A 23,945-nucleotide genomic window follows, 5' to 3' on the forward strand; every position below is an offset into this window, starting at 1 on the left:
GTTTACAACCGGATCCCTCTCAAAAACTCTTCAACTTTCATCCGCTTTTTGCCCTCGTACTGTAAATCGGTCAACTTAATAAAACCGTCTTTTGCGGCAAACTTTAAATAGGATTTTCCGTCCGACAGGAAGGCACCCGCGGCAAGTCCGGTTTCTTTATCTTCAAGTTCCGCCCGGAAAACTTTGAGCGTTTTATCGTTCAGTCTGGTAAAAGCAGTAGGATATGGGCTCAGGCCGCGGATCATATTGTAAATAACTTTAGCCGGCTGATTCCAGTCAATCTGGCAATGCTCCTTAAATATTTTAGGAGCGTGCTTTAACTCATCACTTTGGGGTTGAGGCCATTCTTTAAAATCGTCCTGTTCAATTGCCTTTACCGTCTTTACCAGTAGTTCCGCACCGGTGTTCATCAGCTTGTCGTGCAGGTCGCCCGCGGTATCCTCATCCGCAATACTTACTTTTTCCGAAAAAATCACATCACCGGTATCTATTTCATGTTTCAGCAAAAAGGTGGTCACACCACTTTCTTTTTCACCGTTAATGATGGCATGGTTAATCGGTGCCGCGCCCCGGTACTGGGGCAGTAAAGAGGCATGCAGGTTGATGGTTCCTTTGGCGGGCATGTTCCATACCAGTTCAGGCAGCATCCGGAAAGCTACAACAACCTGCAGGTCGGCCTGTAAGGCTCTTAATTCTTCAATGAACAAAGGATCTTTGAGTTTCAGGGGTTGCAATACTTTTAACTCATGCGCTACTGCATATTGTTTCACTGCACTTTCCTGTAACTTTTGTCCCCGGCCGGCAGGTTTGTCTGCCGCAGTTACTACAGCAGCAATATCAAATCCGGCTTTTACCAAAGCGTCTAAAGCAGCAACTGCAAAATCGGGTGTGCCCATAAAAACTAATCTCATCTTCCTGTTGTTTAGCTAGCAAAATAACTAAAAATTTAACGCATATTTTAACTGAAATGTATGACAGGCACCCCAGATGAGATCGTAGAAAGTGGATTGACATTTGCAACAGATAGCCAGCCAGGGATATACAGAAAAGGAAAACCCGGTAAATTTTATTATGTAGATGCCCGCAATAAGCCGGTTAAAGATGGTGCCCAGCTCGACAGGATTCAGTCCCTGGTATTACCCCCGGCCTGGACCAATGTCTGGATTGCTCCTAAAAGAAGTGCCCATTTGCAAGCTACAGGCTTTGATGTCGCCGGGAGAAAACAATATCGCTATCATCCCGACTGGACCTCCAGGCGCTCAGATAGCAAGTACTTCCGTTTACTGGAATTTGGCAAAGTATTGCCGCAGGCCCGCAAACAGATCGCCCGCGACTTGCGGCGTAAAGAACTTGACGAAAGAAAAGTACTGGCCATCTGTTTACAGCTGATGCAAAAAACATTGATCCGTATAGGTAACGAATCTTACAAACAATTGTACGGAAGTTATGGTTTAAGCACACTTAAAGACAAGCACGTTAAAATTAATGGCAATGGAATGAAACTGGTCTTTACCGGCAAAAAAGGAGTAAAGCAGGAGATCAGTCTGAACGATAAAAGCCTGGCCAGAATGGTCAAAAAATGCCGCGACATTCCCGGACAGGAACTCTTTCAGTACTATGTAAATGGATCAGAGCACAAGCCAATAGATTCCGGAAGGATCAATAATTACATTAAAGAAATTACAGGGAATGATTTTACCGCCAAAGATTTTCGCACCTGGGGTGGTACCCTGGAGGCACTGCGGCAATTGGCCGTATGCAGTAATGCTCCTGAACAAAAAGCAAAGAAAAAAGTAATCGTAGAGGTTTTGGATTGTGTAGCCGGCAAACTTGGCAACACCAGGGCTGTCTGCAAAAGTTCCTATGTTTACCCCTTGCTGCTCGAGGCTTTCGAAAATGATGAACTTGGAAAATACCTCAGGAAGATCAATACCGATAAACCCAATGGATTGGAAGATGACGAGAAAATACTGATGCAGTTTTTAAAGGCCGCTCAGAAAAAATAATCAAAGGTTCAGGCTTTTGGAGCTTTTTTTACCGGATGTACTGGTTGTTCGCTTTCTTCTCTTTTTTTTGCCGGGTTCTTAAAGTTTGCCTCTTCACGCCTGTAGTCTTTATCCTCTGCTTTCTTTACTGTTTTATTACCTGCAGGTACCTTGCCTTTTGGTGTTTCCTCAAGGTAATTGCTACCGGGCTGCTCATTTTTCTTTTTTCGCTCGCTGTTCATATTTATATTGTCCTTTATGGATACAACAAATACTTTTTCCGCATTGTTTTATACTTACTCAGTCCAGGCTCCCAGCTGGCCCTGATCTCTTTTTCTGATTTACCTGCAATGATCTGTTTTCTGAAATCGGCTACACCAATCAGTTTTTCAATCGTGCCCATCTGTTTACTCAGACTGGAATTGAAAAAGTCAGCTTTATTCGGAGAGTTTTTGTACAATTCAATAATCCAGCCAAGGTTAATCTGTTTTGTTTTCCGGAAAATTTCAGTATCGTAACTTCTAAGGTCCAGACCATAGCACACCTGGTTCATAAAAAGCGGGCTTTCAGACATGCCCGGAATGCTTACCGGTGTAAATGAAAAGCTGTATTTACCTCTTAAAGCAGGTGCACCAACAATAGTAAATGGGAATTGCGTACCGCGGCCATAGTTCAGATAGGTACCTTCAAACAGACAGGTAGTTGGATACAGCAAAATAGATTGCGGGGTGTTCAGGTTTGGCGATGGATTAACCGGCAGCTCATAAGGGGTGTCGTGCGTATAATTGGCCACTTTAATGACCTTAATTTTGCATTTTAGCTTGTTGTCCAGCCAGTTCTCACCATTCAGCATCTGCGCATATTCGCCAACAGTTAAGCCGTGTACGGCAGGAATAGGTTTTAAACCAATGCCCGATTTAAACTGTGGGTCCAGCACCGGTCCATCAATGTAAAAGCCATTCGGATTTGGTCTGTCCAGTATCAGCACTTCTTTGTCATTGGCTGCGCAGGCTTCCATTACATGCTGCAGGGTATTGATATAAGTGTAAAAACGTACACCCACATCCTGAATGTCGAATACCATCACATCAATATCAGACAGCTCAGCTTTGGTGGGCGTTGAATGTTTGCCGTATAGTGAAACCACCTTGATCCCTGTTTTGGTATCAATCTCGTCGTCTACATGGGTGCCATTGCTGGCATTCCCCCTGAAGCCATGTTCAGGGCCAAATATTTTAACAATCTTAACACCCAGTTTCAGCAGGCTGTCAATTGTAGTTTCTTTGTTTATCACAGAGGTCTGGTTCACCACCATTCCCACGCGCTTCCCTTTTAAATAAGGTACATACAGTTCTGTCTGTTCCGCACCTGTCTGTAATTTCCCCTTCTTAGGCTTGTCTATGTCTTCTGCCTTCACTTTATAAGGGTTTGGCACCGCAGGGTTAAAGGCAACCGTGGTAGAGGGGCCGCAGGCAAGCAGCAATAGAGATATTAAAACAATGTTCAGCGTGTATATCAGGGATCTTGTCATTTTCACCTTTTTTAATTTATATACCTTAAATCAAAATCAAATAAGCATTTTTGCTAAGTTACAATTTATTGCAAAAGGTTGAATACAGAATATTTCATAGCAGGGCGTATAGCCATAAAATCGGAACGTACTTTTTCCAAACTCATTGTTCGCATAGCTATCGCAGGCGTAATGCTAAGCCTGGCTGTAATGATGCTTTCTGTTGCCATCATTAAAGGATTTAAGACGGAAATACAAGAGAAGGTAAGAGGCTATATCGGTGATGTGAGGGTCTTTAAGTTCGACCTGAACAATTCCTTTGAACTTTCGCCTTTTGTGCCGGCTAAAGAAACTTTAGAAAAGTTAAAGAACGATCCGGAAATCGACTTTTTTCAGCCTTATGCAACCAAGCCGGCCATCATTTCGGCCAATAACGAAGTAGAAGGGATCAATTTTAAGGGGATCGACAAATCTTTCAACTGGGATTACATTAAAAAGCACCTGGTCAGCGGAACTGTGATAGACTTTACAGATAGCGCCAGGGCAACCAGGCAGATCATGATCTCGCAGTTCACTGCCAATAGACTAAAATTAAAAGTGGGTGACGATTTTATTATGTATTTTGTGCAGAACCCACCACGTAAGCGTCCCTTTAAAATTGTAGGTATTTACGATATTGGTGTGGAAGAAATCGATAAAGGCTTTGTCATAGGCGACTTAAATATCATCAGGCGTCTAAACAATTGGGCACCCGATGAAATAGGTGGAATAGAAATCAGGATCAAAGATTTTTCTAAACTGAAAGATGTTTCTACGCATATCTATAACAATATGGAACTGAACCTGAAATCAGAATCCGTAGCCGATTACTTTCCGGCAATCTTTACCTGGCTGTCCTTACTCGATATCAACACTAAAGTACTCCTCGTTTTAATGATGCTGGTTGGGGTCATCAATATGATCACTGCATTGCTCATCATGATTCTGGAGCGGACCAATATGATCGGTATTATGAAAGCCTTTGGTATGACCGATGCCAGTGTCATGAAAGTATTCCTGTACAATGCCATGTACCTCGTTGGCTTTGGTCTGTTGCTGGGCAATATACTGGGCCTTGGCCTGGGGCTCCTGCAAAAATATACGCACGTTTTTAAACTCGACCAGAGTTCTTATTACCTGGCCTATGTACCTATAGAATTGCATTTTACTGATGTGCTGATCCTGAACCTGGTTACCCTGGTCATTTGCCTGGTGGTATTGATCCTGCCATCCATGCTGGTCAGCCGCATCAGTCCGCTAAAAGCCATCAGATTTAAATAAGCACAGGCCGGAATTTTTCATCACTTTGGGTTCTTCACATATTTGTCAAGCCAGGCATTCATTTCCCATAACATGTGGAGTATGTTTTCTTTGCCGCTATAACTGTGCGATTCATAGGGCAGGAACACAAAACGCGTAGTCCCCCCGAAGCCTTTAATGGCGTTAAATAAACGTTCGCTGTTGATCGGGAAAGTGCCTGGATTGTTATCCGAATCGCCATGGATCAGCAGCAAAGGCGTTTTGATCTTATCTGCATAGCTAAAAGGGCTCATTTCATAATAGAGTTGTGGTGCTTCCCAATAGGTACGTTCCTCATTCTGAAAACCGAAAGGGGTAAGTGTGCGGTTGTAGGCCCCGCTGCGTGCAATCCCTGCCTTAAACAGATTGGTATGTGCCAGCAGGTTGGCTGTCATAAATGCACCATAGCTATGGCCGCCAACGGCAACCCGGTTCTTATCTGCCACACCCATACTCGAAAGTTTATTGATGGCGGCCTCTGCATTCAGTTTAAGCTGTTCAACAAAGGTATCGTTTGGCTTTTTTCCTTCAGCTGCCACAATCGGCATTTCAGCATTGTCAAGCACCGCATAACCCTGCGTTACCCAATAAATAGGAGAAGCCCAGCTTATGGCCGTAAAGCGGTCTTTAGAGCCTCTGATCTGTGCTGCATCCGCTGCAGAGTTGAACTCGCGGGGATAGGCCCAGATCAGCAGCGGCAAAGCCTTATCCTGGCCTGTGCGGTAACCTTTAGGCAGGTATAAATTTCCGGTAAGGTCTATACCATCGGAGCGCTTGTACGAGATTTTCTCTCTGATCACGCCATCCAGGGCAGGGTAGGGATTACTGAAATTGGTGATCTTTCGGTCGGCCAGCCTTAATATCAGGTTTTTGATGTAATAATTCGGAACTTCTTTTTGTGATTCCCTGCGGGTCAGCAATATCAATTTGTCCGGATCTATCACATCAGTTACGTATTCGAATACCCCTTCATTACAGCGCCAGATGAGCTCGCTCTTTTTGGTTGCCAGGTCAAACTTAGCCAGAAAAGGCAGGTCGCCTTTGGGCGATGAGCCTGTGGTGTTGTTCATGAGCAGCTTGCTGCCTTTGTCTATTGTTTGCACCACATAACGTCCGTACTTGTTTTTTGTCGTTATCGGGTTTCCGGGATCGTTATAGGCATCGGTACTGTTTCCTTCATATAAGGTTTCCAGTGCTCCGCTTGCCGGGTTAAAACGGCTTACCCGCTGGCGTTGTTTGCTTCTCAAACCCTCCGTTACCAGTGCCAGACTGGCATCCCCCCATTGTGTTCCGCTGTAACGCATCTTTGTTTTGAACAGCTCCTTTGCTGTTCCGTTGAAAGGGGCGCTCAGCGCAAAAACTGCATCATGGAATTCCATATCTTTTTTGATGAGTCCGCTGTCCAAAGGCTGTGCCCAGGTTACTGTGGCTGCTTCATCATCGCGCCAGTCAAATCTCCGCGGTACGTTTTGTGTATTGTCGTAGCCAGAGGGTGTACCTTCTGTTGAAGGCAGTTTTGCCAGTTCTTTGAGCACTTTTCCGTTCATATCGGTAATGGCAACTACAGAAGGGAACCCACCTGCCGATACCAGGTAGGAAAAAGGTTTCCTGATGGTCCTCACCAGCATATAATTCTTATCGGGCGATAAACTGAGGCTTCCATAAATGGCGGGTTTACCCACCGGGGTTTCCAGTCCGTTTTTGTTTTTAACAAGCTGTGAAGTCGCGTAAAATTCAAATAGCTGCTCGTCGTAGGGCGATTTGATCAGGTCCTGAAAAGTAGGGCTTGGCGCAGCCTTGCCCAGGTTCTGCTGTACCGTAGGACCTTTCGGCATCAGTGGTTTTACGGGTGCAGCACTGGCTGGTTTTATTGCAGTCCGGTATAATAAAGTGTTATTGTCCAGCCAGATGATACCCGCACCCAATACTACGTTCAGGGGTTGCTTATTTATTTTTTTTGCTTTCTGTGTTGCAATATCGATCAGGTAAAGATCAACCCCCTTCTTACCTGTATGTGTAAAGGATACCGTTTTCTCATCCGGGCTCCAGTTTACATTGCCAGCATATAGTGGCTGTGGTAAGCCCCTGATAGCAAATGTTTTATTGGTTTTGATGTTTTTCAGACTAAAACTGCTGATGAATGCCTGTCTGCTCGGCGAGTAGTTTTCAGGATTGATTCTTAAGCCTGCAATGCGGTATTCCGGCAAAGCAAGTTCCTCTACCGATGGGTACGAATTGCGCCCGCTCAGCAGCATCCATTCGGCTTTACTGTCAAGGCTTATTCCGGGTGTGGGCTTGGCCAGCAGCAGGTCGGCCATTTCCTTTGGCGGTAACTGGTAATCTACAGCATCTTGTGCCTGAAGGGCAATGGTGCCTGTAAGCAGGTACAGGCTAAGCAGCAATCTTTTCATCAAAATAAGTTTAGAAAGCTAAACTTACACAATGTTCGGGTCAGATGCGATTGGTTTATATCAAAATATTGATACAGAAACTATTTGTTGCAGATCAGCAAATTGGATTGCCCTAAGCGCTGGCAGCCCCTGCTGGCAGGAACAGCCACATCACCAACCGGAAGGTAACGCAGGGTACCCGCCTTTTTCGGTACATAGATCACCACTTCGGTCTGCGAATAAGAATGGGGCAGGTATTTAATGTAATAACCATCCGGGTGCAGGCCCCAGATCCCGCTCGGGAAGTCGGCATTCACCGGAGCAACACCGCCAAGCATGGCCAGACTTTCGATCTGGTCATAGGAAGCATTGGCCTGGTACATCATTCCTCTTATTTTGTTCTCTATCTCTATGACCGTTTTAGCAGGCTCCGGAAGGTTGCTCGTTAACTTAGCCATAGCCTCGCCAGACAGGTAGTCAACAAGCGTATTGCCCAGGGCCGACAGGTCGTCCTTATTCAGTAGTTTTGCAGCCGTCAGCTGCAGATCGGGCGATAACTTGCTGAAGTTTGTTTTGGCTACAATGGCCCACAACAACAGCTGAACTTTACGCTGCTCAATTTCAGGGTGCTGCTCCCAGTTTGCAATCAATGTTCTGGCTATTTTTTCCTTGGGTCCGGCAAGTGGCGCAAATAAATAGCCGTTACCTTTGTCGGGGCCGTAGGTTCCTGCCTGGAGACAAAAGCTTTTAAATGTTCCGGTATAAAATCCCGGTTTCAGCAAAAAGCCCTCGGCCGAAGTATAGCTGCCCATTAATGCACATAGCTGTTTTTTTACCGAATCGGCACCAAAACCTGGGGGAAGGGTTTCTTTTTTATTACAGTCGTCAAAATTTGTTGTAATCGGTTGCGCCTGAAGTAATTTCAGCTGTTTGTTATTGAGCAGCGAAGATGCGCCGCTGTTGATGGCGTCCTTTAATTTTCCAAACTGAGCGTATGTATTCACAGAAACTACGCAAAGCAGCAGGAGCAGGGTGGTGATCTTTTTCATAGAAATAAGTTAAATAGATGAGGATAATTCTACACCAAATTTAACATTGTTTTCTTTTATCCCGCAAAAAAATTACACCCGGAATATGTGGTGTAATACCTTCCTGTACAGCTCGTCCGGTAAAAAAGGTTTGATCACCATATCGTCAATCCCTGCTTCTTTTACACGTTGTGCGATCTCATCAGGCAAGTTGGCCGTAAGGGCAATAATAGGGATGCTAACCCCGGTTTTGCGCATCCTGCTCGATGATTCATAGCCATCCATCACTGGCATGTGCAGGTCCATCAGCACCAGCTTATGTTTGTTTACATCCAGTTTTTCCAGTGCTTCCTGTCCGTTCAGTGCCACATCAATGGTAGCACCCCAGCGTTCCAGGTACCTTTGTGCCACCAGAACGTTCATCAGATTGTCTTCCACAAGTAAGATAGGGATATCCGTAAGCGGTTTCTCATTTTCTTTTGGCAGCTGTTCTATGTTCTGCCGCTTCAGCATTTTGGTGCTTTTGTCAAAAGTCTGGATAAAATAGAAAGTCGAGCCCCGGCCTTCATCACTAATGAGGTTTAATGAGGAATTTTGCAACTCAAGAATCCTTTTACAGATGGACAGGCCCAGGCCGGTGCCGCCAAAGCCACGTGAAGTAGAAGAGTCTGCCTGGGTAAACCTGTCAAAAATTACTTTTTGCTTATCCTTTGAAATTCCTATTCCGGTATCTCTAACCTGTATATTTAAAGTTACCGTGCTTTCCGTTTGCGCAGCAACCATCACACGCACCTGTACCGATCCCTGGTTGGTAAATTTTATGGCATTATGTACAAGGTTGGTGATCACCTGAGATATCCGGGTAGGGTCGCCCATGAGTTTGTGCTTTAATGCCCTGTCTACATCCAGAGTCAGCTCAATGCCCTTATCATGGGCCGAGGTTTGCAGACCTGAAACAATGTTAGCGGCAATAGAGCAAATGTCCATTTCAATATGCTCAAATGCCACTTTCCCCGCTTCAATCTTATTGTAGTCCAGAATGTCATTCACAATGGAAAGTAAATTGTTAGCCGAAAAAAGCATCACGTCCAGCTGCTCTTTCTGATCTTTCCGGGGATCGTTCTTGAGCAGCATATGGCTCATCCCGATCACTGCATTTAAAGGCGTTCTGATTTCATGGCTCATGGTACTCAGAAACTCGCTTTTTGCTTTCAGCCCCTGTTCAGCTTCGGCCCTTGCCTTTTTCTGTTCAAAGGAAACGCGGTGTGACAGGATTAGCGACTGGAGAAAGAAAAAAGTAATGTAGAAGATGAAACTAACCAGCTGGTAGGCAGGAATTATGGACCAGTAATGCAACAGCGAAATGGCAAAAACAGGCATCAAAGCAAAGGAACTCATCAAGGTGTAAATGGCACCAGGCCTTTTTCGCATATAGGCCAGCATATAAACATAAGGTACATACACCAGGCAAAAAAGCATGACCACCAGGAAAGGATTGATCAACTGCGTAAAATAAATGGGCTGAAGAAAAATAGTGAGCAATGAAAAGCAAAAACACAATGCACTTATCGTATGGATTACATACGGACTAACTTCAGCGGGATAAAGGTAACGTGTGTATAATGCGAATAATCCTATTCCGCAGAACAGGCTGAAATATTCTATTCGGATAGCCAGGTACCAGTTCAGGTTGGGGAGTACTGTATGCAGCACATAATTATCGATACCGATAATCCTGTAACTGTAAACAATAGAGAAAAATGCAAATAACAGTATGGCCTTATCCCTGTTGCCCATCAGGTAAAGCCCCAGAAAGAAAAAACCACCCATCATCAGACAGCCTGTAAGCAAAAGATCAATTGCCTCCGATTGTTTTCGTTTTAAAATGATATTCCCCTTGTCGCCTATCGCAATAGTTTTCTTTACCCCGCCCTTGCTGTGTACAAAATTGGCCACCTGCAATAGCAGTTGTAAAGTATCCCTGCCATGCGGGATCTCTATGATCTTTTGTTCAAAATAAGGTGCAAAATCCTTTGCAGATTTGCTCACATTTCCATTGGAAGCAACTTCAATCCCGTTTATAAACAACTTGTAGGCCGAATACACCTCGGGCATACTGATGCGCAATGAGGTGCTCTTTTTTGGTAAAAATATAGTAAGCTTATAAGTAGCATATCCAAACGAAGGGTAGCTTTTGCCGGCAATTTTATCTGTCCACCGGTAAGGAAAATTCACCAGTACGCCATTGGCGGGAATAACATCCTCTGGTCCGATTAGCTGATTCCAGTAAAAAAGCCACTGCCCGTTTAAAGCAACTTTATCGTCCAGTACTTGTCCGCGCAGGTCAATAACGCCCCCTTTTGCAACAGGAATTGCTGCATTTCTGGTAGCGAAACTATAAGTTGTCAAGCAGCAAAGCAAGAGCAATGTGCTGTAAAAATACCCCCTGGCCCTCATAGGAATGATTAAAATCCTCAATTAAAAAAATAGCCGCATTTAGGCAATGATTTTAATTAGCGCGCAAATATATAGTAATTAAAGAGTTAATGACTCAATAATTTTATAAAATTACTGTGATTTTGATCACAAAATATCCCGATCCTTTATTTCTTGTGTTGTATGAAGTGAATCGGGAGGGCCAGGGGATGCCAGGTTTTTTATTTTGCCTGCTGACCTGCATTGTAGCTGATCATCCACTGCGTACCGTATTTATCGGCCGTTATACCAAAATAATCACCCCAGAACATGTCTGCCATTGGCATTTCTATTTTGCCGCCTTCAGATAGGGCCGCAAATATCCTGTCTGCATCTGTTTTGCTTTTTACGCCAAGCGACAGGTAAAAGTTATTGCCTAAAGTAAGTTTTTGCCCGAGGGATTCCAGTGTATCAGTCGCCATCAGCACCGTTCCGCCTGGAAGCTGCAACGACATGTGACAGATTTTGTGCTTGTCTTGTTCCGGCGTTTGGTCATCAGGTACGTCGCTGAAGCGCATTACCATGGTAATTTCCCCACCAATTACAGATTTGTAAAAATTAAAAGCTTCTTCGGTTGTTCCCGGAAAGTTCAGATAAGGGTTAAGCGTGATCATAACTGTAAGTTTTGTTTTAAATTCTGTTTGTTACCATACAAAGGTAGTGTCGCTATGCCAATAGCCGGGGGTGTCAATCCGCCAATATAAGGGGTTGACTGCGACATATTTTTACACTAATTTTGATAACATGAAGCACATATCAGTTCTGGTTCCAAAAGGTTCCACCGCCTTAAGTTGCATAGAAGGCCCTTTTATTTTATTCAACAGGGTAAACGATTTTCTGGCCTCTATGGGTAAGCCGCCCATGTTCATTGTACAGCTGGTGGGCCTGAGCAAGGACGCCCAGGTATACGACAGGCTGTTCAGGGTGTCGCCCGACCTGGTCATTGCCGATGTTTATAAAACAGACCTCATCATCATTCCTGCCGTAAATGGTGATATGGACAAGGTAATTGAAGATAACAATGACTTCTTGCCCTGGATTGCTGTGCAGCACAAAGCAGGGGCTGAGGTGGCCAGCTTATGCGTAGGTGCATTCCTGCTGGCTGCAACGGGACTCGTTAACGGAAAACGTTGTGCCACGCACTGGCTGTCGGCCCATCATTTCAGCAAAATGTTCCCCGAAGTGGAAATGGTGTCCGATAAGGTGGTTACCGATGAAAACGGGATCTATTCCAGCGGAGGGGCAAACTCTTTCTGGAACCTCTTGCTCTACCTGGTGGAAAAGTATACCGACCGTGAAATGGCGATCCTTTGTTCAAAGTATTTTGCCATCGAGATAGACAGGAGCAGTCAGTCGTCTTTTATCATGTTTAAGGGGCAGCGCGACCATCAGGACGAATCCATTAAAAAAGCCCAGGACTTTATAGAGCTTAATTTTCAGGACAAGATCAGTGTAGACCAGCTATCGGATATGCTGGCGATAGGCCGAAGGAGCTTTGAGCGCCGCTTTAAAAAGGCAACCACCAATACCGTTGCCGAGTACATCCAGAGGGTAAAGATCGAAGCCGCAAAGAAAGATTTTGAGACCAGCCGCAAGAACATCACCGAAGTAATGTGTGATGTAGGCTATTCTGATACCAAGGCCTTTCGTACTATCTTTAAGAAAAATACAGGCTTATCGCCTATAGAATACAGGAATAAATACAACAAAGAAGCCCTGGTTTTATAAAAGCACCCGGCTTGTAATTTATTTGCGTAAATTTGTGGCTTCATCAATTATAAAGATACCGTGTCCTTAGATAAATTAAAACTCAGCAAGCCCCTTATCACAGCCATGACCGATGCCGGATACATCTCCGCAAAGGAAATCCAGGCAAAAACCCTGTCCAGAATTATTGGCGGACAGGACATCATTGCCATCGGACCTGAAGGTTGCGGTAAAACCACCGCTTATGTGCTTGGCGTTTTAATGAAGTTAAAGTACAGTACCGACGAAGCCCCTAAAGTGTTGATCCTGGTGCCCGATGGAGAACGCGTTGAAGCTGTTATTGCAGAATTTATGCGGCTCAGCAGGAACAGGAACCTTCGCATCATTGGCCTGTATGGTACAGGAGGGATGGAAGAAGACATCAATATCCTTTTAGACGGTATAGATATCGTTGTGGCTACACCAACGCGGGCACGCGCGGTATATCTCAAGCTTGGCCTTAACCTGAACCGCCTGCAGATGCTCATCGTTGACGATGCTGAGCTTATTGTCAAGCAAGGTATGCAATTGCCTGTGGCCGAGCTGGCCCGGAGTGCGGGGAAAGTACAACACCTGATCTTTACTACAGTGGTTCACGACAAACTGAACATGCTGACCGATCAGTTCATGAATTTCCCTTTTGCAACTGTGGAAGTGGAAGAATTGGGCAGTGCCGAAGCAGAAACCCATGAACTGCTGCTGTACCAGCTGCCTAACTTTAAAACAAAAGTCAACCTCCTCAACCTGTTGCTTAGCGATGAAGAGGTGTTTGATAAAGTACTGGTATTTGTAAATACACGTTTAACCGCACAAAAGCTGGGCAAGAGTTTACGTACTGCCCGTCCGGGAGATGTTTCAGTTCTAAACCCCTTGTTTTTTGATGAAGAAGGGTTCGACCATATCGACGATTTTAAAGAAAGCCCGGAAGCCAGGGTGTTGATCGCTGCCAACGAAGGCTTTTCCGGAACTGACTTCTCAGGTATTCATTTCATATTCCATTTCGAAGTTCCCGAAGAAAAAGAGCTTTTTTTAAGCAGGGTAGTAAAAAATAACGAAGAAGAGCTGGTAGCTATCACCTTTGCATCAGATCTGGAACTGGGGGAAATAAAAAAGATAGAACAGGCTATGGGCAAAAAGATCGAAGTCATGGATCTTCCGGAAGAGCTTGTGATCGATAAGGCCGTAAAAACTGCAGCCAAAACAAAAAAGGAAGATGATGACCTTCCCAAAGGTGGGGGTGCCTATCACGAAAAGAAAGAAAGCAACTCAAAAAATTACAATTACGGAATAGGACAGAAGGCCAAAATGAACATGAAAAAGAAGCACAGCTAAAGCTGCTTCGCCTCGTTCCAGTACACATCCATTTCTGCCAGCGTCATGTCCTGCAGCGCCTTGCCATTCTCTTTGGCCTTGCTTTCCAGATACTGGAAACGCTTAATGAATTTTTTGTTCGTTTTTTCCAGTGCATTCTCCGGGTTAATGTTGATAAACCTGGCGTAATTGATTAATGAGAACATCAGATCGCCAAATTCGCTTTCCGCCTTTTCAACATCAATAGCCTCATTGTCCAGCACGTTAAACTCCTGCTTAAACTCCTGCATTTCCTCTTCCACCTTTTCCCAAACCTGGGTTTTGTCTTCCCAGTCGAAGCCCACCCCACGTGCCTTTTCCTGAATGCGGCTCGCTTTTACCAGCGAAGGCAGTCCCGCAGGAACACCGGCCAGTACAGATTTGTTGCCTTCCTTTAATTTTAATTTCTCCCAGTTGCGTTTCACATCCTGCTCATCTGCTACTTCCACATCGCCATAAATATGCGGGTGTCGGCTGATCAGCTTGTCACATACCCCGTTCAGGACATCGGTAATGTTGAAATCATTAGTTTCCGAAGCAATCCTGGCATAAAATACCAGGTGCATCATCACATCGCCAAGCTCTTTTTTTACCTCTTCCAGATTGCCTTCCAAAATGGCATCCGAAAGCTCATAAGTCTCCTCGATGGTCAGGTGCCTTAAGGTTTCCATGGTCTGTTTTTTATCCCATGGGCATTCGGTACGCAGGGTGTTCAGTACATTTAACAATCTTAAGAAAGCTGCAGAAGGTTCAGGAGCAGTTAAAGGAGCAACATGATTGGGCATAATAAAATTGATTATTTTATGGGCTTAAAGGTAATCATCATTGCGCTTAAAAAAGAGCAAATTACTCCTGTTCTTCCAGTTTTATTTTCTTGGTAATGCGGTATACCCGGCGTTTCTTTTGCGGCTTTTCTTCACCGCCCAGTAAAATACCCCAGGGTTTCAGCTGTTCTACTTTGTCAAATATAATCTTAAGCATGGCCAGGTAAGGGATACACAAAAACATACCCGATATGCCCCAGATCATTTCACCTACCACAATACCAATAAAAGCAAACAAAGCATTGATCTTTACTTTAGAGCCTACAACCAATGGCATTAGTACATTACCATCCAAAGCATGGATACTCACAAAGGCAATCAGTACCAGTAAAACCTTGCCAGCCCCTGCGGTTGCAAAGGTGATCAGTACACTGATCAGCAAAGCCGTAAAAATGCCGATATAAGGAACGATATTGAAAATCCCCGAGATCAGTCCTAGCAGTACCGCATATTTTACGTTCAGCACCCACAGGGTGAAGATCATCAAAACAGTAACGATCAGCATCTGCAGAAACAAGCCGGTAATGTATTTTTTAATGATGTACTGGATCTGTCGTACAATTTCGCTTACCTTTTGGGTGTGCTTTTCTTCAAATACCGAGGTCAGAAACCTGAACAGGATCCCGCGGTAATTCAGGATGAAAAAAGTAAACAGCAAGAGAAAAGAAAGGAACAGCAGGGTTGAAGAAAGTGTAAGTAAAGTTGCGCCCAATACAGAGGCGCTGGTGGCAATGGCACTGCTGGCACTATCTTTAAGGTAATCGATCTGTTTTTGGGTGTTCACATCAAAGGTTCTTGATATCCAATCCTGTACATGGTGAAAAGAGCTCTCGGCCTGGTGTTTCAGTAAGGGCCAGTCTTTCCAGAGGTCGGTAAGCTGGTTGGCCAGGAAATAGAGTATCCCGGATATGACTCCAATCATCAGCACTACAGCTATAATGGAGGCTATGCTTCTTTTAAAACGCCATTTGCGTTCCATAAAATTGGCCATCGGCAATAGCAGCAGGGCCAGTAAAAAGGAAGTAAGCAAGGGTGCAAGGATAGTCTGACCTAAAATAGCCAGGTAACCGGCACAGATAATAGAGAACAACACCATGGCCAGCTTGGTGTAAAAGGGTAGGGAGACCTGTTTCATGGGCAGATGAGATTAATAATGATTTAAATTAACCAAAAACAAATGCCCTGCCAAAATAATTATTGCCAGCTGCTGGCTTCATCCAATATGGCAATATCTTCATTGTTCAGTTTCAGTTCTGCAGCCCTGGCCAGATCTTCCAGCTGCGGCAAACTGGTCACGCTGGCTATGGGCGCTGTAACAGAGGGGCGGGCAATGAGCCAGGCTAAGGCAATACTGGCCAGGCTGGCATTGTATTGCTCCGAAACCTCATCTAAAGCCTTCAATATTTTAAAGCCGCGTTCGTTCAGGTAATTTTTGGTAGCGGCACCGCGCTGACTTTTATTGAGGTCGGCCTCCGACCTATATTTTCCACTTAAAAAGCCGCTAGCCAGGGCATAATAGTTAATTACACCCAGGTTCTGGTCAACAACCACCTGTTCCAGTTCTTTTTCATAGCCTTCACGTTTGTACAGGTTGTACTCGGGTTGTAAGCTCTGGTATTTTGGTAACCCCAGCTTTTCGGAAGCGTCCAATGCAGCCAGCAAACCAGGCACTGAATAGTTGGAAGCGCCGATCCAGCGAACCTTTCCGGCTTTTACCAGCTGATCATATGCCTCCAGTGTTTCTTCAATCGGGGTATTCAGATCCTCATAGTGTGATTGGTATAAGTCTATATAATCGGTTTTCAGCCTTTTTAAAGAGGCGTCAACACACTTCAGTATATAGTCTTTAGCCAGGCTTTTTGTGGTTGTTCCTGGTATGGAACCTACTTTGGTGGCGATAATCACCTGTTTCCGGTTTTTTCGCCGTTCCATCCAGTTGCCGATAATCGTCTCCGATTCCCCGCCCTTATTTCCCGGCACCCAATGCGAATAGGAATCGGCTGTGTCTATAAAGTTAAAACCTGCAGCGGTAAAGCCGTCCAGTATCTCAAATGATTTTTGTTCGTCTATGGTCCAGCCAAACACGTTGCCCCCAAAAGTAATGGGGTAAACAAACAGGTCTGAACCGCCTAATTTTCTTTTTTCCATTGTTCTGTTTTTCTGGCCCTTAACATTTCTCTTTTGCCTGGTGCCCCCGGCAATTTTTCTATTGTAAAGCCCGCCGCTTTTAAAGCCCTTTTTAATTTGCCGGTAATGGCGTAGGTTACAAAAATACCGCCCGGTTTCAGGAATTTGCAGGTATGTGCAATGATCTCATCCGTCCACATTTCCGGTTGGTGCTGTACGGAAAAGGCGTCGTAGTACAACAGGTCAACTTGCATATTGGTTTCATACCTGTGCAAATAGGTATGCATAATTCTCAGTTGCTGCTGTGGAGCAATGTTTACGGTTTGCTGCAGGGCTTTACCGTAATTGTTCACCAGGCCTTCCCAGATTTCAGCGGGCACATAATTCTGATAGCCCGTTGATCCCAGTTCTTCAATGGGCAGCGGAAAAGCTTCCAGTGCGGTGTACATAGTAGGTACCTGCTGTTCAGCGCCCCAGGCAGCCGTAAGCAGGAAGTTTAATCCGGTGCCAAAACCAACTTCCAGTACACTGATTTCCTGATCAGGGAAAAGTGCAGCTGTATGTTTCAGCCCAGCCTCAATAAATACATGTTTACTTTCCTGAAGGGCACCATGTTTGGAGTGGTAATGCTCCCCAATAGCTTCATTATACAAGGTATTTGAACCGTCGGCAGTTAAGGTAATTTTGTTCATTTGCTACAAACTTAGCTAAAACTGATTAACTTTAAACACTAATCAATTGTTATGGACATTGAAACATTCAGGGAGTTTTGTTTAAGCTTAAATGGTACTACCGAGGGCATGAAATGGGAGCATCTTTGCTTTATGATTGAGGAAAAGATATTCGTAATTGCATCATTGGAAGACGGACACCTGAGCATCAAATGTAATCCGGATGACTTTGATGCGCTAGTGGCAAGACCAGGCATTCAGCAGGCCCGTCATATGGCCAAAAGGCAGTGGGTAACCCTTACCGGCCTGGATGCGATGCCCGATAATGAGTTAAAGGATCGTGTGGCTGTTTCAAGGTCTTTGGTGCTGAGTAAGTTGTCTAAAAAGATACAGGCTAAGTACGCCTGATTTTAAATTAAGATCCATTCCCAATAAGCAATAGATTTGTCATAATAATCTAATCTCGTTAAATTAGATGGTATCAAACAATCATTGTTATGCAATACAAGAAAACCATTACTCTTTCAATATTATTGGGCACCGCAATACTGCTGAGTGCTTTTATGCCACAGCAGCAACAGGAACCAAAACCGACCAATCTTAAAGTATTGCCCAAAAACATCAGCCACGACGACCTGGATGAGGTTATGGATGGCTTTAAAGCAGCCTTAGGAGTAAAATGCGGCTTCTGTCATTCCCCAAGAAAAGACAATCCTAAGAAGCTTGATTTTGCCAGCGATGACAATCCTAAAAAAGAGATTGCCAGGGACATGATGCGGATGACTGCCAAGATCAACAAGAAATATTTCCATCAAAAAGATAAAGAAGGAAAACTGATCAATATTTCCTGCGCAAGCTGTCACAATGGAAAAGAGGAGCCGGTAACGATTAAAATTTAAACAAGAAGAGGACGCAATGTGTATCCTCTTCTTGTTTTTAGGAAAGGTTTACCAGAGCCTGATCCTGTCTTCTGGTTTTTTGTACAACTTATCTCCAGGCTTCACATCAAAGGCCTTATACCACGCGTCCATATTTACAGGAGCGCCGATAGTCCGGAACTGGCCAGGTGAGTGCGGATCGGTTTTTATCATTTGCGCAGCAGTTTCGGGCAGGATATTTCCCCTCCAAACCTGTGCCCAGGATAAAAAGAAACGCTGGTCTGGGGTAAAACCATCTATTTTGTCATTGCCCTGACCTTGTTTGGTCATCTTAAATGCTTCATAGGCCGCATTTAAACCACCCAGGTCGCCTATGTTTTCACCCATGGTGAATTTGCCGTTCACGGAGATGGTATCCAGCACCTTGTACCCATCAAACTGTTCACCCAGTAATTTTGTTTTTGCGTTGAATTTATCCCGGTCTTCTGTTGTCCACCAGTTGCGGAGGTTGCCATCTTTGTCGTACTGACTGCCGGTATCGTCGAAGCCATGCGACATCTCATGTCCGATTACCGCACCTATGCCACCGTAGTTTACTGCATCATCGGCATTAGGGTCGAAGAAGGGGAACTGTAAAATCCCTGCGGGGAATACGATCTCGTTCATGGTTGGACTGTAATAGGCATTTACTGTAGGTGGCGTCATGCCAAAGCGCGTGCGGTCAACCGGCTTACCCAGTTGGTCTACCATCTCTTTGTAGCCCCAGGCCCCGGCATTGCGCAGGTTCTGCAGGTAGGTTAGTGGTGTGATCACCAGCCCGTCGTACGTCCTCCACTTAGATGGATAACCTATTTTTGGCCTGAAAGCATGCAGCTTTTCTAGGGCTTTTTGTTTGGTTACATCGCTCATCCAGTCCAGGTTTTTGATCCTGATCTCAAAGGCTTTCCGCAGGTTCGCGATCAGTTCGTCCATCCTCAGCTTGGCATCGGGCTTAAAGTATTTGGCAACGTAAAGCTGGCCCAGCAGGTCGCCGATGGTGCCGTCTGTTAGTTGCGACATCCTTTGCCAGCGCGGGGTTTGTATTTTTTGTCCGGTTTGCGCCTGGTTAAAGGCAAAGGTGGCATCTACAAAAGGGCTGCTTAAGTTGGGTGCTGCACTTTTTAATACATTCCATTCCAGGTAGGTTTTCCAGTCGCCCAAGGGAACAGTTTTAAGCATACTGTTCATACTTACAAAGAATTTTGGGGTTGAAACCAGTACCGTATCCTGTCCGTTTACCAGGAATTTAGTAAACATGGATGACCAGTTGATTCCGGGCGTGGTTTTGCTGAAATCTGCTACGGTGAACTTATTATAGGTTTTGTAGGGATCGCGCATTTCTACCCTGCTTAGCTGAGCCTCTGCTAATTGTTTTTCTATGGCCATAACCACAGCAGCTTTTTTTGCTGCATCTGCGGCAGTGCTTCCGGTTAATTTGAACAGGCTGATCATGTAAGCGGTATAAGCCTCGCGGATCTTTACACTCCTGCTATCGTCTTTCAGGTAGTAGTCGCGATCGGGTAGGGTAGTTCCGCCTTGTGCGAGTTGCGGCAGGTATTTGTTTACATTTTTCCTGTCCTGCCCAACGCCGAATCCAAACAGGGGGGCGGCAAGACCTGTGGTACGCATATATGCGATATGGTTCAATAGATCTGCTGTACTTTTGAGCTGTTTGATTTTTCCCAGTTCCGGTTTAATTGGAGTATAACCCAGTTTTTCGATGGTCATGCTGTCCATCGCCGCCAGGTAAAAATCGCCTACACGTTTTTTTACTGATCCTACAGCTGCGGAGCGGTTGGCAGCCGCCTCTTCCACCAGGCCTTTTACAGCATTGATGTTGAAATCTCTGAGGGCATTAAAGCTGCCCCAGCGGGTTTCTTTTGCGGGAACGGGGTTGTTTTTAACCCAGGTGCCACTGGCATAGCGGTAAAAGTCATCTCCCGGTTTTACCGAAAGGTCCATATTGGCGGGGTCTATGAATTTTTGTGTGGATTGTGCATTGGCCGAATAGCCAGCCGCTATGATGCCCAAAACGGCAAAACAGGTTTTGAGTGGTCTTACTTTCATGATCATATATTAGTTGATGCAAGGTTACATCATTGATATAAAAGTAATAAATGCGCTTAAAGAAGCATCCTGTATAATGAAATTATTACTTGTTAAACCAGTAATAAATCTTGGTGAGCCCAAGCTTCCTGAGGATGGTACCGGTAAAAGAAAATACATTTATAGACTTCATCTCTTGGTATTTTATATCTATTTAACATATTTTAACAAATAATATTGTGCAGCTTGCAAAATTTATGTTAAGTGCCCATTTTTTTGCGCTGTCCGATGTAGAGTCCTACAATCACCATCAGTGTGCCAAAAACGGTATACAGGGTGATGGGTTCGCCGAGCAGCCACCAGGCATAAAAGAAGCCAAAAAGCGGACATAGAAAAAGCCATAGCGAGGCCCTTACAGTATCTATTTTTAAGAGGTAGAACCAGCAGATTAGGCCGACTACTGAGACAGCAAGACTGAGCCATAAAACGGAATAGATGAACCGGCCATCCAGCTGTACGGCAGAAAAATCGCTGAAGATAAAAGTAAAGGGGAGCAGGAACAGGCCGCCGAGGCTCACCTGCCAGCCATTGATGAGCAGGTTGGGTAAGGTCCACTGGATACGTGCATAGTAAACGCTGGCAAAAGATACCGCAACCATACTGACCATGAGGATCACGACACCAAGGATGGTGGTGTCGCTGCTTTTGAGCAGGGGATAGGTAGCCAGGGCAATGCCTGCCATGCCAATGAGGATACTCCATATTTCTGTTTTTGCAGGCCGGCGTCCCATTAACCAGGAGGAAAGCAGTACAATGAGCAGCGGATTGGTAGAGGTGGATAAGCTGCCTATACCTGCTGCGGTATATTTCATGGCGCATACATACAGTCCGAGGTATACCGTAGTATTTAAAAAACCGAAAATAGCGAGTTGCCGCCATTCTGTATACGTTGGGAGGCGGTATTGCTCATCCCTGCTGATCAGGTAACAATAACCCAGCAACACCAGTCCGGCTATGAAAAAACGGGTGTTACCCAGGATCAGCGGAGGAGCAGAATGGATGCCAAATTTGGTGGCTACCGAAGCTGATGCCCAGAACATTGCAAAGAGTAAGCCAATAATGATGTTCTTCACACATCAAAGGTAAGTCAAGAAAGGATGATATTTGCAACATTTTATCTAAGTTTGGCAGAACTAATTTATTTGATAGCATTAAACCCATCAGGAATTAACCTAATGAAAAGACTGATTTTATTTTTTCCCATGTTTGCCATCGCTTTTAGCGGTATTGCGCAAAACAAACAGCTGACCATGCAGGATGCCATGAGCAATGCCCGTACTACGCTGGCCCCTGAAAACCTGTCGCAGATTCAATTTATATACGGAACTGAAGATTATGTGTATGCAAAGCGTATAGGCAATTCGCCGGTGTGGTTTAGCGGCAATGCAAAGTCTGCATCAGACCAGCCTTTTCTTTCTTTGGGCCAGCTGAACCAGAAATTAAAAGCAGCGCAAAAGGATACACTGAAAATGATGCCGATGATCCAGTTTAACCAGGGACCGGAATGGATCCTTACGCTGAACGGTAGTAAAGTAGCACTGGACCCGGCAAAAAATACGCTAAGGGTACTTGTAGATCAGGCTGTTGCCAGTAAGGGTAACGTAGAAGAAAGTAAGGCAGGCTATGTAGCTTATCTGGATAATTTTAATTTGTTTGTGGCCAAAGGTGGCGATCAGAAGCAGGTAACTACCGATGGTACTAAAGATATTGTGTACGCTTCTTCCGTACACCGCGATGAGTTTGGCATCAGCAAAGGTACTTTCTGGAGCAACAACGGCAAGCAGCTTGCTTTTTACCGTATGGACCAAAGCATGGTTACGGACTACCCGATCATCGACTGGACTACCAGACCTGCCCATAACGTGAACATCAAATACCCTATGGCGGGTGATAAGAGCCACCAGGTGACTGTAGGTGTGTATAATGCCGAAACAAAAGCCCTGGTTTACCTGAAAACGGGTGAGCCGGTGGAGCAATACCTGACCAATATTGCCTGGAGCCCCGACGATAAATATGTATATATCGCTGTTTTGAACCGCGGACAAAACCACATGAAGCTGAACCAGTACGATGCGGCTTCGGGTGAATTGCTGAAAACACTGTTTGAAGAAAAAGACGACAAGTATGTAGAGCCCCTGGTGCCGATGCTGTTCCTTAAGAATGATGCTTCGAAATTTATATGGCAGAGCAACCGGGATGGATGGAACCACCTTTATTTATATGACCTAAAAGGCAAAATGCTGAAGCAGCTGACTAAAGGCAACTGGGAGGTACTGGAAGTAAAAAGTTTTGACGCCAAGGGCGACAGGTTGTTCTATGTTTCTACTGAAGAATCGCCGATTACAAGGAATTTGTATGAGCTGAACCTGAAATCGGGCAAATCAAAACGCATTACCCAGGGCTTTGCGATGCACAGCACACAGGTGAGCACTTCGGGCAATACCGTGATAGATGTTTGCAGCACTCCGGATGATCCACGGGTAATCCAGTTGGTAGAAAGCGCATCATCGAAAACCAAAGTACTGCTCAAAGCGGCGAACCCCCTTGCGGCCTATGCTACAGCGAAATCCGAGATCTTTACCATCAAGGGCAAATCAGGAGACGATCTGTATGCCAGCTTGTATAAGCCTGTTGGTTATGAAGCTGGTAAAAAATATCCGGTTGTGGTGTACTGGTATGGCGGTCCGCATGCCCAGCTGGTGATGAATGGCTGGAATGCGGGTGCGGGCGACTACTGGTCGAGGTACATGGCGCAGCGTGGTTATGTGGTGCTTACTGTTGATGTAAGGGGCAGTGACAACCGTGGCCGTGCTTTTGAACAATCGATGTTCCGCAGGGCAGGTGATGTACAAATGGAAGATATGATGAGTGCTGTAGATTACCTGAAAGGCCTGCCTTATGTAGATGCAGCCAATATGGGACTTTTTGGCTGGAGTTTTGGCGGTTTTGCTACTACAGATTTTATGCTGACACACCCTGGTATATTTAAGGCTGCTGTCGCAGGCGGACCCGTAATCAACTGGGCTTTTTATGAGATCATGTATACCGAACGTTATATGGATACCCCGCAGGAAAATCCTGAAGGTTATGCCGCAACTTACCTTAGCAATAAAGTAGATCAGCTGAAAGGTAAATTGCTGCTGATTCATGGTCAGCAAGACCCGGTAGTGGTGCAGCAGCACTCTGTAGATTTTGTGAAACATGCCGTTGATAAAGGTGTGCAGGTCGATTACATGATCTATCCTGGTCATGAACACAATGTGATTGGCAAAGACAGGGCACATTTATACCAGAAAGTAACGGATTATTTTGAGCTTTATTTACGTAAGGAAAAATAACAGGAAAAATAACCGTTCTCTTCAACGGCTGCATAATTTCAGTTTTTTCTTGATGAAAAAACTAAAAAGACGCTAGGCCGTTTCTGAGAAGGTAATTTTTCTGTGGAATAAAAAGGGGGGACAGTAGTAAAACCACTGTC

20 protein-coding genes are annotated in these 23,945 nt (G+C 44.9%); 7 read left to right on the top strand and 13 right to left on the bottom strand.

Annotation, left to right across the window (positions count from 1 at the left end):
• Nucleotides 1–2: 2 nt before the first annotated feature.
• Nucleotides 3–911: a methionyl-tRNA formyltransferase gene (gene fmt / locus ABIE26_RS00285; protein WP_310141361.1), complete on the bottom strand. Its 909-nt coding sequence runs from the start codon at nt 909–911 to the stop codon at nt 3–5.
• A 60-nt stretch (nt 912–971) separates the two neighbouring features.
• Here fmt and ABIE26_RS00290 point away from each other — a divergent pair, with 60 nt between their 5' ends.
• Nucleotides 972–2,006: a DNA topoisomerase IB gene (locus tag ABIE26_RS00290; protein ID WP_310141358.1), complete on the top strand. Its 1,035-nt coding sequence runs from the start codon at nt 972–974 to the stop codon at nt 2,004–2,006.
• A gap of 8 nt (nt 2,007–2,014) precedes the next feature.
• Here the strand turns inward: ABIE26_RS00290 and ABIE26_RS00295 are convergent, their stop codons facing one another.
• Both ABIE26_RS00295 and ABIE26_RS00300 read right to left on the bottom strand, forming a co-directional pair.
• Nucleotides 2,015–2,227, bottom strand: coding sequence for a hypothetical protein (locus tag ABIE26_RS00295; protein ID WP_310141356.1), 213 nt, complete (start codon nt 2,225–2,227; stop codon nt 2,015–2,017).
• Between the two features lie 14 nt (nt 2,228–2,241).
• Nucleotides 2,242–3,516 (bottom strand): exo-beta-N-acetylmuramidase NamZ family protein, encoded by a 1,275-nt coding sequence (locus tag ABIE26_RS00300; RefSeq protein WP_310141354.1) that lies wholly within the window; start codon nt 3,514–3,516, stop codon nt 2,242–2,244.
• Between the two features lie 78 nt (nt 3,517–3,594).
• On the opposite strand from ABIE26_RS00300, the gene ABIE26_RS00305 reads away from it, so the two are divergent.
• Nucleotides 3,595–4,815: an ABC transporter permease gene (locus ABIE26_RS00305; RefSeq protein WP_310141351.1), complete on the top strand. Its 1,221-nt coding sequence runs from the start codon at nt 3,595–3,597 to the stop codon at nt 4,813–4,815.
• 20 nt (nt 4,816–4,835) lie between these two features.
• Here the strand turns inward: ABIE26_RS00305 and ABIE26_RS00310 are convergent, their stop codons facing one another.
• From ABIE26_RS00310 to ABIE26_RS00325, 4 genes are all read right to left on the bottom strand, one after another.
• Complete coding sequence (locus ABIE26_RS00310) at nt 4,836–7,244, bottom strand: alpha/beta hydrolase family protein (RefSeq protein ID WP_310141348.1); 2,409 nt, start codon at nt 7,242–7,244, stop codon at nt 4,836–4,838.
• Nucleotides 7,245–7,324: 80 nt separating this feature from the next.
• Nucleotides 7,325–8,272, bottom strand: a complete 948-nt coding sequence (locus ABIE26_RS00315) for a hypothetical protein (RefSeq protein ID WP_310141347.1) — start codon at nt 8,270–8,272, stop codon at nt 7,325–7,327.
• A 72-nt stretch (nt 8,273–8,344) separates the two neighbouring features.
• On the bottom strand, nt 8,345–10,708 hold the full coding sequence (locus tag ABIE26_RS00320) for an ATP-binding protein (protein ID WP_310141342.1): 2,364 nt from the start codon (nt 10,706–10,708) through the stop codon (nt 8,345–8,347).
• Between the two features lie 200 nt (nt 10,709–10,908).
• Nucleotides 10,909–11,340: a VOC family protein gene (locus ABIE26_RS00325; RefSeq protein ID WP_310141340.1), complete on the bottom strand. Its 432-nt coding sequence runs from the start codon at nt 11,338–11,340 to the stop codon at nt 10,909–10,911.
• Between the two features lie 130 nt (nt 11,341–11,470).
• Between ABIE26_RS00325 and ABIE26_RS00330 the strand changes: the two genes are divergently transcribed.
• Together ABIE26_RS00330 and ABIE26_RS00335 are read left to right on the top strand one after the other, a co-directional pair.
• On the top strand, nt 11,471–12,454 hold the full coding sequence (locus ABIE26_RS00330; protein ID WP_310141337.1) for a GlxA family transcriptional regulator: 984 nt from the start codon (nt 11,471–11,473) through the stop codon (nt 12,452–12,454).
• A 60-nt stretch (nt 12,455–12,514) separates the two neighbouring features.
• Nucleotides 12,515–13,804, top strand: coding sequence for a DEAD/DEAH box helicase (locus ABIE26_RS00335; protein ID WP_310141336.1), 1,290 nt, complete (start codon nt 12,515–12,517; stop codon nt 13,802–13,804).
• Here the strand turns inward: ABIE26_RS00335 and mazG are convergent.
• The 4 genes from mazG to mnmD form a co-directional block, all read right to left on the bottom strand.
• Complete coding sequence (gene mazG / locus ABIE26_RS00340) at nt 13,801–14,607, bottom strand: nucleoside triphosphate pyrophosphohydrolase (RefSeq protein ID WP_310141334.1); 807 nt, start codon at nt 14,605–14,607, stop codon at nt 13,801–13,803. The genes ABIE26_RS00335 and mazG overlap by 4 nt on opposite strands.
• A gap of 61 nt (nt 14,608–14,668) precedes the next feature.
• Entirely contained in the window at nt 14,669–15,781 is a 1,113-nt protein-coding gene (locus ABIE26_RS00345; RefSeq protein WP_310141332.1) for an AI-2E family transporter, read from the bottom strand.
• 59 nt (nt 15,782–15,840) lie between these two features.
• On the bottom strand, nt 15,841–16,794 hold the full coding sequence (locus ABIE26_RS00350; RefSeq protein WP_310141329.1) for an aldo/keto reductase: 954 nt from the start codon (nt 16,792–16,794) through the stop codon (nt 15,841–15,843).
• Nucleotides 16,776–17,465 (bottom strand): tRNA (5-methylaminomethyl-2-thiouridine)(34)-methyltransferase MnmD, encoded by a 690-nt coding sequence (gene mnmD, locus ABIE26_RS00355; protein ID WP_310141328.1) that lies wholly within the window; start codon nt 17,463–17,465, stop codon nt 16,776–16,778. The genes ABIE26_RS00350 and mnmD overlap by 19 nt, the downstream gene beginning before the upstream one ends.
• 51 nt (nt 17,466–17,516) lie before the next feature.
• Between mnmD and ABIE26_RS00360 the strand changes: the two genes are divergently transcribed.
• Nucleotides 17,517–17,852: an MmcQ/YjbR family DNA-binding protein gene (locus ABIE26_RS00360; RefSeq protein WP_310141326.1), complete on the top strand. Its 336-nt coding sequence runs from the start codon at nt 17,517–17,519 to the stop codon at nt 17,850–17,852.
• 89 nt (nt 17,853–17,941) lie between these two features.
• A complete protein-coding gene (locus ABIE26_RS00365; RefSeq protein WP_310141323.1) occupies nt 17,942–18,343 on the top strand; it encodes a c-type cytochrome in 402 nt (133 codons plus the stop codon).
• Between the two features lie 48 nt (nt 18,344–18,391).
• On the opposite strand, the gene ABIE26_RS00370 is transcribed toward ABIE26_RS00365, so the two are convergent.
• Both ABIE26_RS00370 and ABIE26_RS00375 read right to left on the bottom strand, forming a co-directional pair.
• Nucleotides 18,392–20,428 (bottom strand): M13 family metallopeptidase, encoded by a 2,037-nt coding sequence (locus ABIE26_RS00370; protein ID WP_310141322.1) that lies wholly within the window; start codon nt 20,426–20,428, stop codon nt 18,392–18,394.
• A gap of 239 nt (nt 20,429–20,667) precedes the next feature.
• Nucleotides 20,668–21,540, bottom strand: coding sequence for a DMT family transporter (locus ABIE26_RS00375; protein ID WP_310141321.1), 873 nt, complete (start codon nt 21,538–21,540; stop codon nt 20,668–20,670).
• A gap of 102 nt (nt 21,541–21,642) precedes the next feature.
• Between ABIE26_RS00375 and ABIE26_RS00380 the strand changes: the two genes are divergently transcribed.
• Nucleotides 21,643–23,805, top strand: coding sequence for a S9 family peptidase (locus ABIE26_RS00380; protein WP_310141318.1), 2,163 nt, complete (start codon nt 21,643–21,645; stop codon nt 23,803–23,805).
• Nucleotides 23,806–23,945: the final 140 nt, after the last annotated feature.

This window comes from Pedobacter africanus, assembly GCF_040548825.1.
GTDB lineage: Bacteria > Bacteroidota > Bacteroidia > Sphingobacteriales > Sphingobacteriaceae > Pedobacter > Pedobacter africanus_A.

What these genes read in the sequence shown, in the direction of transcription:
- ABIE26_RS00325 (WP_310141340.1), bottom strand. Translation starts at nt 11,340, where the DNA reads ATGATCACGCTTAACCCTTATCTGAACTTTCCGGGAACAACCGAAGAA.
- ABIE26_RS00330 (WP_310141337.1), top strand. Translation starts at nt 11,471, where the DNA reads ATGAAGCACATATCAGTTCTGGTTCCAAAAGGTTCCACCGCCTTAAGT.
- ABIE26_RS00300 (WP_310141354.1), bottom strand. Translation starts at nt 3,516, where the DNA reads ATGACAAGATCCCTGATATACACGCTGAACATTGTTTTAATATCTCTA.
- ABIE26_RS00345 (WP_310141332.1), bottom strand. Translation starts at nt 15,781, where the DNA reads ATGAAACAGGTCTCCCTACCCTTTTACACCAAGCTGGCCATGGTGTTG.
- ABIE26_RS00310 (WP_310141348.1), bottom strand. Translation starts at nt 7,244, where the DNA reads ATGAAAAGATTGCTGCTTAGCCTGTACCTGCTTACAGGCACCATTGCC.
- ABIE26_RS00350 (WP_310141329.1), bottom strand. Translation starts at nt 16,794, where the DNA reads ATGGAAAAAAGAAAATTAGGCGGTTCAGACCTGTTTGTTTACCCCATT.
- mazG (WP_310141334.1), bottom strand. Translation starts at nt 14,607, where the DNA reads ATGCCCAATCATGTTGCTCCTTTAACTGCTCCTGAACCTTCTGCAGCT.
- ABIE26_RS00290 (WP_310141358.1), top strand. Translation starts at nt 972, where the DNA reads ATGACAGGCACCCCAGATGAGATCGTAGAAAGTGGATTGACATTTGCA.
- mnmD (WP_310141328.1), bottom strand. Translation starts at nt 17,465, where the DNA reads ATGAACAAAATTACCTTAACTGCCGACGGTTCAAATACCTTGTATAAT.
- ABIE26_RS00295 (WP_310141356.1), bottom strand. Translation starts at nt 2,227, where the DNA reads ATGAACAGCGAGCGAAAAAAGAAAAATGAGCAGCCCGGTAGCAATTAC.
- fmt (WP_310141361.1), bottom strand. Translation starts at nt 911, where the DNA reads ATGAGATTAGTTTTTATGGGCACACCCGATTTTGCAGTTGCTGCTTTA.
- ABIE26_RS00380 (WP_310141318.1), top strand. Translation starts at nt 21,643, where the DNA reads ATGAAAAGACTGATTTTATTTTTTCCCATGTTTGCCATCGCTTTTAGC.
- ABIE26_RS00370 (WP_310141322.1), bottom strand. Translation starts at nt 20,428, where the DNA reads ATGAAAGTAAGACCACTCAAAACCTGTTTTGCCGTTTTGGGCATCATA.
- ABIE26_RS00360 (WP_310141326.1), top strand. Translation starts at nt 17,517, where the DNA reads ATGGACATTGAAACATTCAGGGAGTTTTGTTTAAGCTTAAATGGTACT.
- ABIE26_RS00320 (WP_310141342.1), bottom strand. Translation starts at nt 10,708, where the DNA reads ATGAGGGCCAGGGGGTATTTTTACAGCACATTGCTCTTGCTTTGCTGC.
- ABIE26_RS00365 (WP_310141323.1), top strand. Translation starts at nt 17,942, where the DNA reads ATGCAATACAAGAAAACCATTACTCTTTCAATATTATTGGGCACCGCA.
- ABIE26_RS00315 (WP_310141347.1), bottom strand. Translation starts at nt 8,272, where the DNA reads ATGAAAAAGATCACCACCCTGCTCCTGCTGCTTTGCGTAGTTTCTGTG.